At 67.5% G+C, this 14,478-nt stretch carries 11 protein-coding genes and 1 tRNA gene; 3 read left to right on the plus strand and 9 right to left on the minus strand.

Annotation, left to right across the window (positions count from 1 at the left end; all coding sequences use genetic code 11):
• The first annotated feature begins 9 nt into the window (after window positions 1–9).
• Together OA56_RS01345 and gabD are read left to right on the plus strand one after the other, a co-directional pair.
• On the plus strand, window positions 10–834 hold the full coding sequence (locus OA56_RS01345; RefSeq protein ID WP_461583211.1) for an ABC transporter permease: 825 nt from the start codon (window positions 10–12) through the stop codon (window positions 832–834).
• Between the two features lie 27 nt (window positions 835–861).
• Window positions 862–2,319 (plus strand): NADP-dependent succinate-semialdehyde dehydrogenase, encoded by a 1,458-nt coding sequence (gene gabD, locus OA56_RS01350; RefSeq protein WP_461583212.1) that lies wholly within the window; start codon window positions 862–864, stop codon window positions 2,317–2,319.
• An 8-nt stretch (window positions 2,320–2,327) separates the two neighbouring features.
• On the opposite strand, the gene OA56_RS01355 is transcribed toward gabD, so the two are convergent.
• The 3 genes from OA56_RS01355 to OA56_RS01365 form a co-directional block, all read right to left on the minus strand.
• Window positions 2,328–3,110 carry an ABC transporter ATP-binding protein gene (locus OA56_RS01355; RefSeq protein WP_461583213.1) on the minus strand — a complete coding sequence of 261 codons (783 nt, stop codon included), beginning with the start codon at window positions 3,108–3,110 and terminating at the stop codon, window positions 2,328–2,330.
• Complete coding sequence (locus OA56_RS01360; protein WP_461583214.1) at window positions 3,107–4,243, minus strand: MlaE family ABC transporter permease; 1,137 nt, start codon at window positions 4,241–4,243, stop codon at window positions 3,107–3,109. Before OA56_RS01360 ends, OA56_RS01355 begins: the two co-directional genes overlap by 4 nt.
• A 19-nt stretch (window positions 4,244–4,262) precedes the next feature.
• Window positions 4,263–4,358, minus strand: a tRNA-Sec gene (locus tag OA56_RS01365).
• Between the two features lie 124 nt (window positions 4,359–4,482).
• On the opposite strand from OA56_RS01365, the gene OA56_RS01370 reads away from it, so the two are divergent.
• On the plus strand, window positions 4,483–5,541 hold the full coding sequence (locus OA56_RS01370) for a transglutaminase-like domain-containing protein (RefSeq protein WP_461583215.1): 1,059 nt from the start codon (window positions 4,483–4,485) through the stop codon (window positions 5,539–5,541).
• Here OA56_RS01370 and selB read toward each other — a convergent pair.
• The 6 genes from selB to fdnG are packed head-to-tail and all read right to left on the minus strand — an operon-like array spanning window position 5,534 to window position 14,401.
• A complete protein-coding gene (gene selB / locus OA56_RS01375) occupies window positions 5,534–7,453 on the minus strand; it encodes a selenocysteine-specific translation elongation factor (RefSeq protein ID WP_461583216.1) in 1,920 nt (639 codons plus the stop codon). The two genes, OA56_RS01370 and selB, sit on opposite strands and share 8 nt — an antisense overlap.
• Window positions 7,450–8,874 (minus strand): L-seryl-tRNA(Sec) selenium transferase, encoded by a 1,425-nt coding sequence (gene selA, locus OA56_RS01380; RefSeq protein ID WP_461583217.1) that lies wholly within the window; start codon window positions 8,872–8,874, stop codon window positions 7,450–7,452. The genes selB and selA overlap by 4 nt, the downstream gene beginning before the upstream one ends.
• Window positions 8,871–9,782, minus strand: coding sequence for a formate dehydrogenase accessory protein FdhE (gene fdhE, locus OA56_RS01385; protein ID WP_461583218.1), 912 nt, complete (start codon window positions 9,780–9,782; stop codon window positions 8,871–8,873). The genes selA and fdhE overlap by 4 nt, the downstream gene beginning before the upstream one ends.
• A 12-nt stretch (window positions 9,783–9,794) precedes the next feature.
• On the minus strand, window positions 9,795–10,430 hold the full coding sequence (locus OA56_RS01390) for a formate dehydrogenase subunit gamma (RefSeq protein WP_055423351.1): 636 nt from the start codon (window positions 10,428–10,430) through the stop codon (window positions 9,795–9,797).
• A complete protein-coding gene (gene fdxH, locus OA56_RS01395) occupies window positions 10,423–11,322 on the minus strand; it encodes a formate dehydrogenase subunit beta (protein ID WP_055423352.1) in 900 nt (299 codons plus the stop codon). Before fdxH ends, OA56_RS01390 begins: the two co-directional genes overlap by 8 nt.
• A 10-nt stretch (window positions 11,323–11,332) precedes the next feature.
• A complete protein-coding gene (gene fdnG / locus OA56_RS01400; protein WP_461583219.1) occupies window positions 11,333–14,401 on the minus strand; it encodes a formate dehydrogenase-N subunit alpha in 3,069 nt (1,022 codons plus the stop codon).
• Window positions 14,402–14,478 lie beyond the last annotated feature (77 nt).

The raw sequence follows: 14,478 nt of genomic DNA on the forward strand, positions 1-14,478 counted from the left end.
GGGATCCCCGTGCTGCCACCCTACGCCTCCCCCCTCGAACGCGCCTGGTACTGGATGCACCGTGCCCTCGTCTTCCTCATCCTGGCCTTCCTGATCCTGCCCATTCTCGTCATCATTCCCCTGTCGTTCAACGCCGACAATTTCCTCATGTATCCCATGTCGGGTTTTTCGCTGCGCTGGTACGAGGAATTCTTCACTTCGCCGGTGTGGGGGCGATCGGTGATGAACAGCCTCATCGTGTCGCCGGCGGCGACCCTGCTAGCGATGGCACTGGGCACGCTCGCCTCGGTGGGTCTGGTACGGGCCGAGTTTCCCGGCAAGACCGCCCTCACCGCCGTGCTGATCTCACCCATGATCGTGCCGGTGGTGATCATCGGCGTGGCCATGTATCTTTTCTTCGCCCCCGTCGGGCTCACCGGCAGCTACACCGGCCTCATCATCGCGCACGCCATCCTCGGCGTCCCCTTCGTCATCACCACCGTGACGGCCACCCTCGTCGGGTTCGATTTCAACCTCGTGCGGGCGGCCTCCAGTCTCGGCGCGGGGCCACTCACGACCTTCTTCCGGGTCACGCTGCCGCTGGTCGCCCCCGGCATCCTTTCCGGCGGCATCTTCGCCTTCGCCACCTCCTTCGATGAAGTCGTCGTCACGCTCTTTCTCGCCGCGCCAGAGCAGAGTACCCTGCCGCGGCAGATGTTCGCCGGCATCCGCGAGAACATCAGCCCCACCATCGCCGCAGCCGCCACCATCCTTGTCATCCTCTCCACCCTCATGCTGCTCACCCTGGAGTGGCTGCGCCGGCGCAACGAGCGGCTGCGCACCGCTTTGATCTGAATTTTTCACCCCACAGGACCATGCACCATGACCCTTGCACTCAAAGACCCTTCCCTCTTCCGTACCCAAGCCTACATCGACGGGCGCTGGGTCGATGCCGACGACGGTGCCGTGCTCACCGTACGCAACCCCGCCGATGGCAGCGTGCTCGGTACCGTGCCCAAGATGGGCGCTACCGAAACGCGCCGCGCGATCGAGGCGGCCAACGCCGCCTGGCCGGCCTGGCGCGCCCTCACCGCCGGGGCGCGCGCCCGCATCCTGCGACGCTGGTTCGACCTCATCGTCGAAAATCAGGAAGACCTGGCCGTGATCATGACCTCGGAGCAGGGTAAGCCGCTGGCCGAAGCGCGCGGCGAAGTGCTCTATGCCGCCTCCTTCATCGAGTGGTTCGCCGAAGAGGGCAAGCGCATCTACGGCGACGTCATTCCGCCGCACCTGGCCGACAAGCGCATCGTCGTCACCAAGGAGCCGATCGGCGTGTGCGGCGCGATCACGCCGTGGAATTTCCCTTCGGCCATGATCACGCGCAAGGCCGGGCCGGCGCTCGCCGCCGGCTGCCCCATGGTGCTCAAGCCCGCGAGCCAGACCCCCTACTCGGCGCTGGCGCTGGCGGTACTCGCCGAGCGTGCCGGCGTACCGGCTGGCGTGTTCAACGTCGTCACCGGCTCGGCCACGGCCATCGGCGGCGAGCTCACCGCCAACCCCATCGTGCGCAAGCTCTCGTTTACCGGCTCCACCGAGACCGGTATCAAGCTCATGGCGCAGTGCGCCCCCACCTTGAAGAAACTCTCGCTCGAACTCGGTGGCAACGCGCCGTTCATCGTCTTCGACGATGCCGACCTCGACGCCGCCGTGCAGGGGGCGCTCGCCTCGAAATACCGTAACACCGGCCAGACCTGCGTGTGCGCGAACCGCCTGCTCGTGCAGGACGGCGTCTACGAGCGCTTCGCCGCCAAGCTCGCCGAAGCCGTCTCCCAGCTGAAAGTCGGCCCGGGGCTCGCCGAAGGCACCAACCAGGGGCCCCTCATCGACGAGAACGCGGTGCGCAAGGTCGAAGAGCACATCGCCGATGCCGTGAGCAAAGGCGCGCGCATCCTCACTGGGGGCAAGCGTCACCCCTTGGGCGGCACCTTCTTCGAACCGACCATCCTCGCCGACGTCACCCCTCAGATGAAAGTCGCACGCGAGGAGACCTTCGGCCCGGTGGCACCGCTCTTTCGCTTCCACACCGAAGAAGAAGCCATCCGCATGGCCAACGATACCGAGTTCGGCCTGGCCGCCTATTTCTACACCGAATCCTCGAGCCGCGTCTGGCGCGTGGGGGGGGCGCTCGAATACGGCATCGTCGGCATCAATACCGGCCTCATCTCCACCGAGGTCGCGCCTTTCGGCGGCATGAAGGCTTCCGGCATGGGGCGCGAGGGCTCGAAGTACGGCATCGAGGAGTATGTGGAGATCAAGTACATGTGCATCGGCGGTATCTGATGCCGGCCCTATAGGGTGGGGGTGGATGGATCACCCCCCGCCCGCGCCGAGAAATACGCCCGCAGCTCCGGCTCCGGACGCTGCGCCAGTTCCTCGGCCGTGCCCGCGGCCAGTACTTTCTTGCGCGCGAGGAAGACCACGAGGTCGCTTGCACCGAAGATCGAATCGAGGTCGTGCGTGATTTGGAAGATCGTCACGCCCAGCGCGTCGCGCAGCGCGAGCACCAGCCGGTCGAACGCCCGGGCGCTCACCGGATCGAGCCCGGAGGTGGGCTCGTCGAGGAAGAGGATCTCCGGGTCGAGCGCGAGCGCCCGGGCGAGCGCCGCGCGCTTGGTCATGCCGCCGGAGAGTTCGCGCGGATGGCGATGCACTGCGTCCGCGTCCAGCCCCGCCAGCTGGATCTTGAGCATGGCCGCCTCCTCGCGCAGCCGCCGCGGCAGGCGCGCGTGCTCGGCAAGCGGCAGCATCACGTTCTCCAGCACCGTGAGCGAGGTGAAGAGCGCCCCTTGCTGGAACATCACCCCCAGGCGCAGCTGCAGCCGGATACGCTCCTCACGCCCGAGCGCGGCGACATCCCGCCCCAGGATACGGATGGAGCCGGCCGCCGGGCGAGTGAGCATGATGAGGTTGTTGAGCAGCACCGTCTTGCCGCTGCCGCTGCCGCCCACGAGCGAGACCACCTTGCCGCGCGGCACCACCAGGTCGAGCCCCTCGTGCACCACGTGCGCACCGAAACGGTTGCACAGGCCGTGCACCTCGATCGCCGGCGTCTCTTCGCTTACCTCGCTCATAGCCCCAACCGCCGAAATGCGATGGAGAAGATCGCATCGAGCACGATCACCCAGAAGATGGCTTGCACCACGCTGGAGGTGGTCGCCCGCCCCACTTCCAGCGCCGAGCCGCGCACGCTCATGCCTGCCTGGCAGCCGATGAGGGCGATCACCGTGGCGAAGACCGGCGTCTTCACCAGTCCCACCCAATAATGGGTATTCTCCAGCCGCCCCAGACGCTGCAAACCGACCGTCCAATCCAGCCCGAAACCGCCGGTGGCCACCACCATTCCGCCCAGCACCCCGGCGGCGTTGGCCAAGGTGGTGAGTAGCGGCAGCGTGATCGCCAGCGCAAGGAAGCGCGGGATCACCAGCATCTCGACCGGCGGCAGCGCGAGCGAGCGCAGCGCGTCGATCTCCTGGGTGACGCGCATCGACCCGAGCTGGGCAGCATAGCTCGATCCAGTGCGTCCGGCCACGAGGATGGCGGCGATCATCGGTCCCATCTCCCGCATGACGACGACCCCGATCATGTCGGCGATGAAGACGTTGGCGCCAAACCGATCGAGCGTCACCCCCGCCTGGTAGGCGAGCACCACGCCGATGAGAAAGGAGAGCAAGGCCACGATGGGAATCGCCCGCACGCCGGCTGCCTCGATCTCCACGATCACCGAATCCCAGCGGATGCGCCAGGGCCGTACGAGCAGCGGCAGCAGATGCAGCGTGACCTCGCCGATGAACGCCAACATGTCCCGGTAATGGCGCGCGAGATCGACGGCGACCTTGCCGATGTAGGCGAAGCCGGAAAAAGGCTCGGGCGCGGGCGGAGGCGTGCGCTGCGCCACATGGGCGATGAGGGAGCGCGTCGCCTGCCAGGCCGGAGGCAGGGAAGAGAAATCCAGCACCCGGCCCTTGGCTTTTGCCTCGGCCGCGATGTGCTCCAGCACCAGGGCGCCGACGGTGTCGAGCTCGGCCTGCGCGGCCGCTTCGAGCGCAACCGGCCCTTCAGGAAGCGCGGATAAAGCCTGCGCGGCAGCCGCAATGAGCGCCTCGGCCTTCACCCCGGCCGCCGTCCACGCCCCCTCGAGCACGAGGCGCGGCGGCTCACTCGCTGCGTGCAGGCGTGCAGGGGAGGAAGCGGCGATCTCGTCCATGGGGCAATGATACGCCAGATGGCGGAAGGCAGCAGGAGTCGAACCTACCTGGGAGCGTCGGACGCCCCCAACCGGGTTTGAAGCCCGGCCGTGCCACCGGACACGGATGCCTTCCTCGGGAAAACCAGGATATCGTTCCTGCGGCGGGTAAGGACATGCGTCCCGTCCGCCGCAGGAACGATACAATATACCGCAACCCACCCAAGAAAAAACATTGACCCCCAGCGGAGGACCCACCCATGGATCGACGCGAGTTTCTCGGCCTGGCGGGCGACACCTTGCTGCTCACCCGCCTGCCAACCCTCCAAGCCTCGCCTGCCGACTCGGCCGATTCGCGATCTTGGCGCCGTTTCGCGCTCACCTACCACGTCGAACTTGCCGAACCCGGCCTCGAAGCCGAGCTGTGGTTGCCCTTGCCGCAGAACTTCAGCGACTATCAACGCGCCGAGATCCCGCAATGGCAGAGCAATGCCGACACGGCCGAAGTGCGGCGGCTGGGGCGCGCCGAGGCCTTCTTCGCCCGCTGGCGTGGAGCCGCCGAGCGCCGCGCCAGCGTGCGCATCGAAGTCGCCACCCGCGATCGGCAAATCGACTGGCACCGGCCGCCCCGACCCACCCCCGAGCAGGAGACGGTACTCGAACGCTATCTCCAGCCCACCGAACGGGTGCCGCTCGATGGCATCGTGCGCGACACGGCGCTGGCAGCGAGCGCCGGAGCGGAAACCCCGCTGCAGAAAGCCCGCGCGATCTACGACTGGGTGGTGGAACACTCCTTCCGCGATCCCAAGGTGCGCGGCTGCGGCCTGGGCGACGTCAAGAGCATGCTCGAGAGCGGAAACCTTGGCGGGAAATGCGTGGACATCAATACCCTCTACGTCGGCCTGTGCCGGGCCGTCGGCATCCCCGCGCGCGAAATCTACGGCATCCGCGTGGCCGACTCACGCTTGTTCAAGTCCTTGGGCCGCAGCGGCGACGTGACCGGCGCACAGCACTGCCGCGCCGAATTCTACGTGGCCGAGTTCGGCTGGGTCCCCGTCGACCCGGCGGACGTGCGCAAGGCGGTGCTCGAAGAAAAATTGCCACTCGACGATCCGAAGATCGCCGAACTGCGCGAACGGCTCTTCGGTAGTTGGGAAATGAACTGGGTGGCGTTCAACGACGAGAACGACCTGCGCTTCGGACCGAGCATGATGTCGGGCTTTTTCATGTATCCGCAGGCGCGGGTGGGCGGCAAGGTCCTCGACAGCCTCGATCCGGAGCATTTCTCTTACCGCATCGAATCGACCTCCCTCAGCTGAAGACGGAACCGGCATCGCCGCGCAGCAGGTGCGCGTCCTGGCCGCGGCGCTGCACCCGGCGCGTGTATCCGATGCGATCGAAAAATTCCAGGATCTGTACCGCGCGCTTGCGCCCCAGCCCCGTGGCATCGCGAAAACGCGCCGCCTGCACGCCCCCTGCGGCCGCGGCGAGCTCGGCAGCGATCGCCGCGAGCTCCCGCACCCGCCGGGGGGCATAGAAGAGATCCTTGACCACCTGCGCTGCCTCGCCACGGCGCGCGAGCTTGCGCAGCAGGGCGCGCACCGCCTCCTCGGGCAATCCTTCCGCGCGCGCCAGATCCCGCACCCACGGCGGATCGAAACCGCCCGCTTCGAGCCGGGCGAGGAGCCGCGCCGCGAGCGCCTCCTCTTCGGGTGCGAGCCGGGCCGCATGCCCCGGCAGATGCCACCAGGGGCCGCTGCGCGCCACCTTGCCCTGGCTCGCCAGCGCGTCGAGTACGCCCTGCCACAAAGGCTCGGGGATGAGCGCATCGACCATGCGGCGCAGGCGCGGCGTGTCCACACCGGGGTCGTCGGGCACGCGCTCATGCTGGCGTTCGAGCACGGCGAGTACCCGTTCGGCGAGCGCCTCCCAGTGTCCGGGCAGGATCCAGGCCGCGCCTCGAGCTCCCTGCACCCGCAAAGCCTCGGGCGGCAGCACAGCCGCCGAGATCGGCGCCGCGAACAGCCGCTCGAGCAGCGCTTCGTCCACACCGTAGGGCGCCTGCCCCAGCAGCGGTCCGAGCCCCTCGCCTTCCAGCAGGCGTGTGATCGCCTCGAGCCAGGCACGACGCCGCGGCGAACGGCGCTTGCGCTCGGGTGCGTAAGGGTCGAGCACGCGGCCGCCGCCAAGGGTGCGGTTCGCCTGGGCGTTGCGGAGGATGAAACGATCGCCCGGTGCAGCGCACAGCGGTTCCTCGAAAACCAGCTGCACGAGCCCTCGCCGGCCGGGCGGCAGGAGATCGCCTTCGAGCGGTATGACGTAAGCGAGCCGGTGCGCCGCGGCGAGGTGCACATGCACCGGCGTGCGCACGCCGAGCGCCGGCGCGTCCGCAGAGAGCGCCAATTCCACATCGAGATGGCACGTGGGTAAGAAACAGCGCGCATCCGCGATCCAGTCGCCGCGCGCGATGGCCTCTTTCGCCACCCCCGGAAGGTTCAGGGCGCAGCGCTCACCGGCCAAGGCGCGCTCGCTCGGCCGGTTCTGCGCATGGATGCTGCGCACCCGCACCGGCAGTCCTGCCGGCATGAGCCGCAGTTCCTCCGGCCCGCCCAAGGCGTAGCATCCTCCATGGACCGTACCGGTCACTACGGTACCCACGCCGGCGAGTGTAAACGCCCGGTCGATCGCAAGCCGAAAGAACCCCTCGCGGCGGCGCGCCGCGATTCGGCCCGCCTCACGTTCCAGATGCGCGCGCAGCGCCGCCGTGCCTTCGTCGCCCGGCTCCTGCGCCCGCACGGCGAAGACCGGCGCGCCTTCGAGAAAGGTGCCGGCGGTGAGCGCAGCGATTTCGTCCCGAACCTGCGTCAGGCGCGAGGAATCGACGCGATCGGCCTTGGTGATCGCCACCGCCCCGCGCGTCACGCCGAGCCAACCGAGAATGGCGAGGTGCTCGCGCGTCTGCGGCATCACCCCATCGTCGGCGGCCACCACCAAGAGCGCGAAATCGATGCCGCTCGCACCCGCGGCCATGGTGTGCACCAGGCGCTCGTGGCCGGGCACGTCGATGAATCCGAGCACTTCGCCGTCGGCGAGCGGTAGATAGGCGTACCCGAGCTCGATGGTAATGCCGCGCGCCTTTTCCTCGGCCAGCCGGTCGGTGTCGACGCCGGTGAGCGCCTTGACCAGCGTCGTCTTGCCGTGGTCGATGTGGCCCGCCGTGCCGACGATCATGGCCGCAATTCCGCCAATTGGGCAAGAAAGGCGGCCTCGTCGGCCTCGTCCAGGCAACGCAGGTCCCACCACAGCGCCTCGTCGGCCACGCGTCCGAGCACCGGGCGAGGCAACGCGCGCAGCGCCGCCTCGAGCCGCGACAAGGAACGCCCCGCGCGCTTGCCCACCGGGCGAAGCACCAGACCGTGGCTGGGCAGGCGCTCCACCGGCAGTGCCCCGCTGCCGATCTGGCTCGCCATGGCAAACTCGCTGACGGCGAATCCTTCGCCCAGGGCCTGCTGTACCGGCGCGCGCAGCCGCGCCGCCTGCGCTGCCATCGCCGAGGCCGGGCGCGTGAGCAGCCGCAGCGTAGGCAGACGCTCGGCGAGAAACTCCGGCTCACGGTAGAGCCGCAGCGTCGCCTCCAGCGCTGCCAAGGTGAGTTTGCCCACGCGCAACGCCCGTTTGAGCGGATCCTTCTTGATGCGGCGGATCAGATCGGCGCGGCCGACGAGGAAACCGGCCTGCGGGCCGCCCAGCAGCTTGTCGCCGCTGAAAGTGACGAGGTCCGCCCCCGCAGCGACGGTCTCGCGCACCGTCGGCTCGGCCGGCAGACCCCAGGCGGCCAGATCGGTGAGCGTGCCGCTGCCCAGATCAACGCCCAGAGGCAGGCCGTGCGCGTGCGCGATCTCGGCGGCTTGCGCTACCGGCACGCTCTTGGTGAAGCCGGTGATGGCGTAGTTGCTGCAATGCACTTTGAGCAGCATCGCCGTGCGCGGCCCGATCGCTTCGGCATAATCGTGCGAATGGGTGCGGTTGGTGGTACCGACTTCGACGAGGCGGGCGCCGGCGCGCTTCATGATGTCGGGAATGCGGAAGGCGCCGCCGATCTCCACCAGCTCGCCGCGCGAGACCACCACCTCGCGCCGCTTGGCGAGCGCATCGAGCGCCAAGAGCACCGCCGCGGCGTTGTTGTTGACCACGGTGGCCGCCTCAGCCCCGGTGAGCTCGCGCACGAGTTCTTCCACGAGCGTATCGCGGTCGCCCCGGCCTCCGCTCTCGAGGTCGAACTCCAAGGCGGCTGGAGCCGTCATCGCCTGCACCACGGCGCGCACCGCCTCGTCGGCGAGCAACGCCCGGCCGAGGTTGGTGTGCAGCACCGTTCCCGTGAGATTGAAGACGGTGCGCAGCCGCGGCCGATCCTGCGCCTGCAGGGCTTCCCGCACCCGGGCAGCGATTGCCTCGGGCCGGATCGCCTCGGCTGCGAGCGCCCCTTCCTGAGCCTGCGCCCGCAGTGCCGCCAGATGGACGCGCGAAGCGGCCAGCACCCGCGTACGGCCGTGCGCCGTGAGCAGGGCGGCGAAGGCGGGCGAGGCCAGCAGCCGTTCGAGCGAAGGGATGGCGCTCGCCGCAACGGATTCGGAACGGGTGTTCGTCGTCACGCGAACCACAGCAAGGGATTGGCGCTCGCGCGCACGTATCCGGCTTCTCCCATCAAGACATCGAGCGTGAGACTGGCGAGATCGTCGGCCACCGCATCCACCTCCAGGTCCTTCTCCTGGTAGAAAATCTTACGATAGCTGTGGCAGGCATCGCAAGACTCGGCCTTGATCGCCTCGGACGCCCCTTCGAGGTGGTGGTAGGCCACCGAACGGGTGTCCTCGCAGTGGCTGCATTTGACGCGCACCATGTGCCACTCGCTCGCGCATAGACCGCAGTGCAGATAGCGCAGACCGTCGCTCGCCGCGCCCACGCGCACGACGCTTGCCACCGGCAGGCTGCCGCACACCGGGCAGACGCGCGAGGGCACCACAGCCGGCACCACCGCTTCCGGCAGACGGCTCGCCCGCTCGGTCCAATACACCTGCAGCGCCGCCATGAGGAAAGGCGCTGCGGCTACGTCCCCCGGTTCTTCCCCGGCAAGGAGCGCCTGGGCGAGCGCATCGAGCCGCTGCGGCTCGGCAGAGAGCGTTTGCTCGAGCCGCGCCACCGTCGCCCGCGGCGCATCCCCGAGCTCCTGACCGGACAGCGCCGCAAGCACCGCCCGCAGCGCCTCGCGCCAGCATCCTTCGAGCGGCCCCTCGCAGGGAAGGGGCGGCATGCCGTGCGTGTGCGCGAGCGAGAGCCGATTCTCGTCGGGCAAGGGCGCGGTGAACGCGCCGAGCGCCTCGTGCTGCGCCTGGGCGAGCCGCGCCATCAAGGCGAGATACTCGCCCAGGGAATTCCCCCCGGCCAGATGACGCAGGCGCGCCGCGCGCTCGGCGAATACCTGGCGTGAGGGCAGGCGCAGCCGCGGCAAGGCGTTGCGCTCCAGCCCCTCGATCTCACCGCGTGACAGAATGCGTTGCAAGCCGTTCTCCCTTTACTCGTTGGCACCCTTGACCATCTGCCGGAACCAGGCGCGATGATGCCGCCAGGCCCAGCCCCAAGTCACGTCGCCCCGCGTCATCGCGCGCACCGAACCCTTCACCCAGATGGCCGCGTAGATGTGCACGATGATGGACGTGATGGCGACGAAAGCGCACGCAGCGTGCACCAGCGCCGCTGCACGCACGACGCCGACGGGCAAAGAGAACCAGGCACGCCACAGGCCGATTCCCGAGAGCAGCAGACCGACGGCGCTCAGCACCAGCACATAGAAGAGCGCCTTCTGCAAGGCGTTGTAGCGCCCCACCTCGGGCAGATGCTCCTCGCGGTTGGCGAGCACGTCGGGGAAGTGCTTCAGCCACTGCGCATCCTTCGCCTCCCAGGCGTTGTGCCGCGCCAGACGCAGCGCGAGCACGGCGAAGCAGACGAAGAACACCACCCCGATGTACGGATGCAGCACCCGCGCCCAGTAGCCGCCGCCGAGCAGGTCCGAGAGGAAGAAGAACGCCGGATGATAGAACGCCAGCCCCGAGAGCGCGAGCAGGATGAAGGTGATCGCCACCACCCAGTGGTTGCTGCGCTCGCTGGCGCTGTAGCGCGGCAGAGTCCGCGGTCGTGTGGTCTCACTCATGGGACACCTCCTTCTCGGCGCGGTGCTCGTCCTCCTCGCTCGTCTCGGCCGGACCGACGCGCATGTAATGGAAAAAGCCCACCAGCGCGGCGAGCGCCATCGCCGCCATGCTCAAGGGCTTGGCCACCCCTTTCCACAGCGACACCGTGGGGCTGATCTGCGGGTCTTTCGGCAACCCACTGTAGAGGGTGGGTTGATCGGCATGGTGCAGCACGTACATCACATGCGTGCCGCCCACGCCGGCCGGATCGTAGAGCCCGGCGTTGGCGTAGCCGCGGGATTTGAGATCGGCGATGCGCGCCTGGGCGTGCTCCTTCATCTCTTCCTTGGTGCCGAACTCGATCGCCCCCGTGGGACAGGTCTTGACGCAGGCCGGCTCCTGTCCCACGGCGACACGGTCGGAACACAGGGTGCACTTGTACGCCTTGTGGTCCTTCTTCGAGAGGCGCGGCACGTTGAACGGGCAGCCCGTGACGCAGTAGCCGCAGCCGATACAGTTCTCCTCGTGAAAATCCACGATCCCGTTGGCGTACTGCACGATCGCCCCCGGCGAGGGGCAGGCCTTGAGGCAACCCGGATCTTCGCAGTGCATGCAGCCATCCTTACGGATGAGCCACTCGAGATCTCCTTGAGGGTTCTCGTATTCGGCAAAGCGCATCACCGTCCACGAATGCTCGGTGAGATCGGCCGGGTTGTCGTAGACGCCGATGTTGGTGCCGATCTCGTCGCGCAGGTCGTTCCACTCCATGCACGCCGTCTGGCACGCCTTGCAGCCGATGCACTTGGAGACGTCGATGAGCTTGGCCACCGCGCCCACGCTCGGCTCGCGCACCGAAGGGGTGGGCGAAGTGGTGGCGGAGCGCCGCTTGATGTCGAGAGATTGCAATGCCATGGCCGCGCTCCTATGCCTTTTCCACTTTTACCAGGAAGGACTTGAATTCCGGCGTCTGGATGTTGCCATCGCCCACCGAAGGCGTGAGCGTGTTCGCCAGGAACCCCGGCTTGGCGATGCCCGTGAAGCCCCAATGGATGGGAATGCCCACGTGATGCATCGTCTTGCCCTCGATCGTCAGCGGCCGGATGCGCTTGGTCACCAGGGCGACCGCCTTGATGTAACCGCGCCTGGAGGAGACCTTGACGCGCTCGCCGTTGGCGATGCCCAGCTCCTTGGCGAGCGCCTCGCCGATCTCGACGAACTGCTCGGGCTGGGTGATCGAGTTGAGCAGCACGTGCTTGGTCCAAAAATGGAAATGCTCGGTGAGGCGGTAGGTGGTGGCGATGAAAGGAAACTCCTCCACCTTGCCCATGTCGGCCAGGTCGCGCGCGAACACCCGCGCCGCCGGGTTGCTGGTGGCCGCCGGCGTTTTTGGGTGCAGCGGGTTGTAGCCGAGCGGCGTCTCGAACGGCTCGTAGTGCTCGGGGAACGGGCCCTCGGTCATGCCGGCGCGGGCGAAGAAACGCGCCACCCCTTCCGGATTCATGATGAAGGGGCCCATCCCGGAGTCGGGCGGCTCGTCGACCTTGAAATCCGGCACGTCCGCTCCGGCCCACGCCTTGCCGTTCCAGTAGATGAGCTTGCGCTGCGGGTCGAACGGGCGGCCCTGCAGGTCGGCGCTCGCCCGGTTGTAGAGGATGCGCCGGTTCGCCGGCCAGGCCCAGGCCCAGCCGAGCGTCTGACCGATGCCGGTGGGGTCGCTGTTGTCGCGCCGCGCCATCAGGTTCCCGTTTGGTCCCCAGCACCCCGCGAAGATCCAGCAGCCGCAGGCGGTGCTGCCATCGTCGCGCAGCTCCGCGAAGCCGGCGAGCTGCTCGCCGGCGCGGCGCACGATTCTCGCCGGATCCTTGGGATCGGGCAGGTCGACCAGCGCCTTGCCGGAGTACTCCTTGGCGAGCTCTTCGGGCGTGGGGTTCGCCTCGTTGGCGTAGGGCCACCAAAGGTCGAGGATGGGCGCCGGGAAAGCGCCGCCCTCGCGGCGGTAGCGCTCGCGGATGCGCAGGAAGAGCTCGGCCATGATCTCGATGTCGCTGCGCGCCTCGCCCGGCGGTTCAGCCCCCTTCCAGTGCCATTGCAGCCAGCGCCCGGAATTGACGAGCGAGCCGTCTTCCTCGGCAAAACAGGTCGTGGGCAGCCGGAACACCTCGGTCTGGATCTTCGACGGATCGACGGGGTTCGATTCGCCGGCGTTGCGCCAGAATTCCGAGGTCTCGGTGGCGAGCGGATCCATCACCACCAGGTACTTGAGCTTGGCGAGCCCCTCCAGCACCTTGGCCTTGTTCGGCGCTGCCGCCAGCGGGTTGAACCCCTGGCAGATATAGCCGTTCATCTTGCCCTGCGCCATGAGCTCGACGACCTGCAGCAGGTCGTAGAGCTTGTCGAGCTTGGGCAGATAGTCGTAGGCCCAGTTGTTCTCGGCCGTGGCGGCCTTGCCCCACCAGGCCTTCATGAGGCTCACGAAGAACTTGGGATAGTTCTGCCAGTAGCTCATCTGGTTGGGGCGCAGCGGCTTGAGCGTGCGCGCGGCCAGATACTGGGGCAGATCCTGCTCGGCTTCGTTGGGCAGCGTGAGATAGCCCGGCAGGAGGTTGGACATCAACCCCAGGTCGGTGAGCCCCTGGATGTTGGAGTGTCCGCGCAGGGCGTTGATGCCGCCGCCGGGCATGCCGATGTTGCCCAGGAGCAGCTGCATCATGGCCGCGGTGCGGATGATCTGCGCCCCGATCGAGTGCTGCGCCCAACCGAGCGCGTAGAGAATGGTGGCAACGCGGTTGGCCGGCGCGGTGGAGGCGAGCATCTCGCAGATCTGCAGGAACTTCGCCTGCGGCGTGCCGCAGACGCGTTCGACCGTCTCCGGCGTGTAGCGCGCATAGTGCTGCTTCATGAGCTGATAGACGCAGCGCGGGTGCTGCAAGGTGGGATCGGTCTTGACGTAGCCGTCCTCGCCGCGCTCGTAGTCCCAGCTCGACTTGTCGTAGCGACGTTTCTCGGCGTCGTAGCCGGAGAAGAGACCGTTCTCGAACGAGAAGTCTTCCCGCACGATGAACGACAAATCGGTGTAGTTGCGCACGTATTCGTGCTGGATCTGGTCTTTCTCCAGCAGATAGCGGATCACCCCGCCCAGGAAGACGATGTCGGTGCCGGTGCGGATCGGCGCATAGACGTCGGCCACCGAGGCCGAACGCGTGAAGCGCGGATCGACGACGATGAGCTTGGCGCCGCGGTGCGCCTTGGCTTCGGTCACCCATTTGAAACCGCAAGGGTGCGCCTCGGCGGCGTTGCCGCCCATGATGAGGATGATGTCGGCGTTCTTGATGTCGACCCAGTGGTTCGTCATCGCACCACGGCCGAACGTCGGGGCAAGACCTGCCACCGTCGGGCCGTGTCAGACACGCGCCTGGTTGTCGAACGCGAGCATCCCCAGACTGCGCACGATCTTGTGCGTCAGATAGGCGGTTTCGTTGCTGGAGGCCGAAGCTGCGAGCATGCCGGTGGTGAGCCAGCGGTTGACGGTCTTGCCCTCGGCGGTCTTCTCGACGAAATTGGCGTCGCGGTCGGCTTTCATCAGCGCGGCGATGCGATCGAGCGCCTCGTCCCAGGAGATCGTCTGCCATTTGTCCGAACCCGGCGCACGGTACTGCGGCTGCTTGAGCCGGTTCGGGCTATGGATGAAATCGATGAGCGAGGCGCCCTTCGGGCACAGCGTGCCGCGATTGACCGGATGGTCGGCATCGCCCTCGATGTGCACGATGGTGGTCTTGACGTTTTTCGCGCCGTCGCCCAGCCCGTACATCAAGATCCCGCACCCCACCGAGCAGTAGGGACAGGTATTGCGCGTCTCGGTCATGCGCGCGAGCTTGTATTGGCGCACCTCGGCCAGAGCCGCTTCCGGCGCCAGGCCCAACGCTGCCATGCTCGAGCCCGAGAGCATGGCAGCGGTGACCTTGAAGAACTGCCTTCGGTTCATCCCGTTCATGGGTCTCCCCTGGGGTTTTTCGTTTCTACCTCGGCAAAGCGACACCGAAAACGGCCTCGCTCCACCCCCTTTTACGG

Source organism: Tepidiphilus sp. HLB4, from assembly GCF_054823945.1.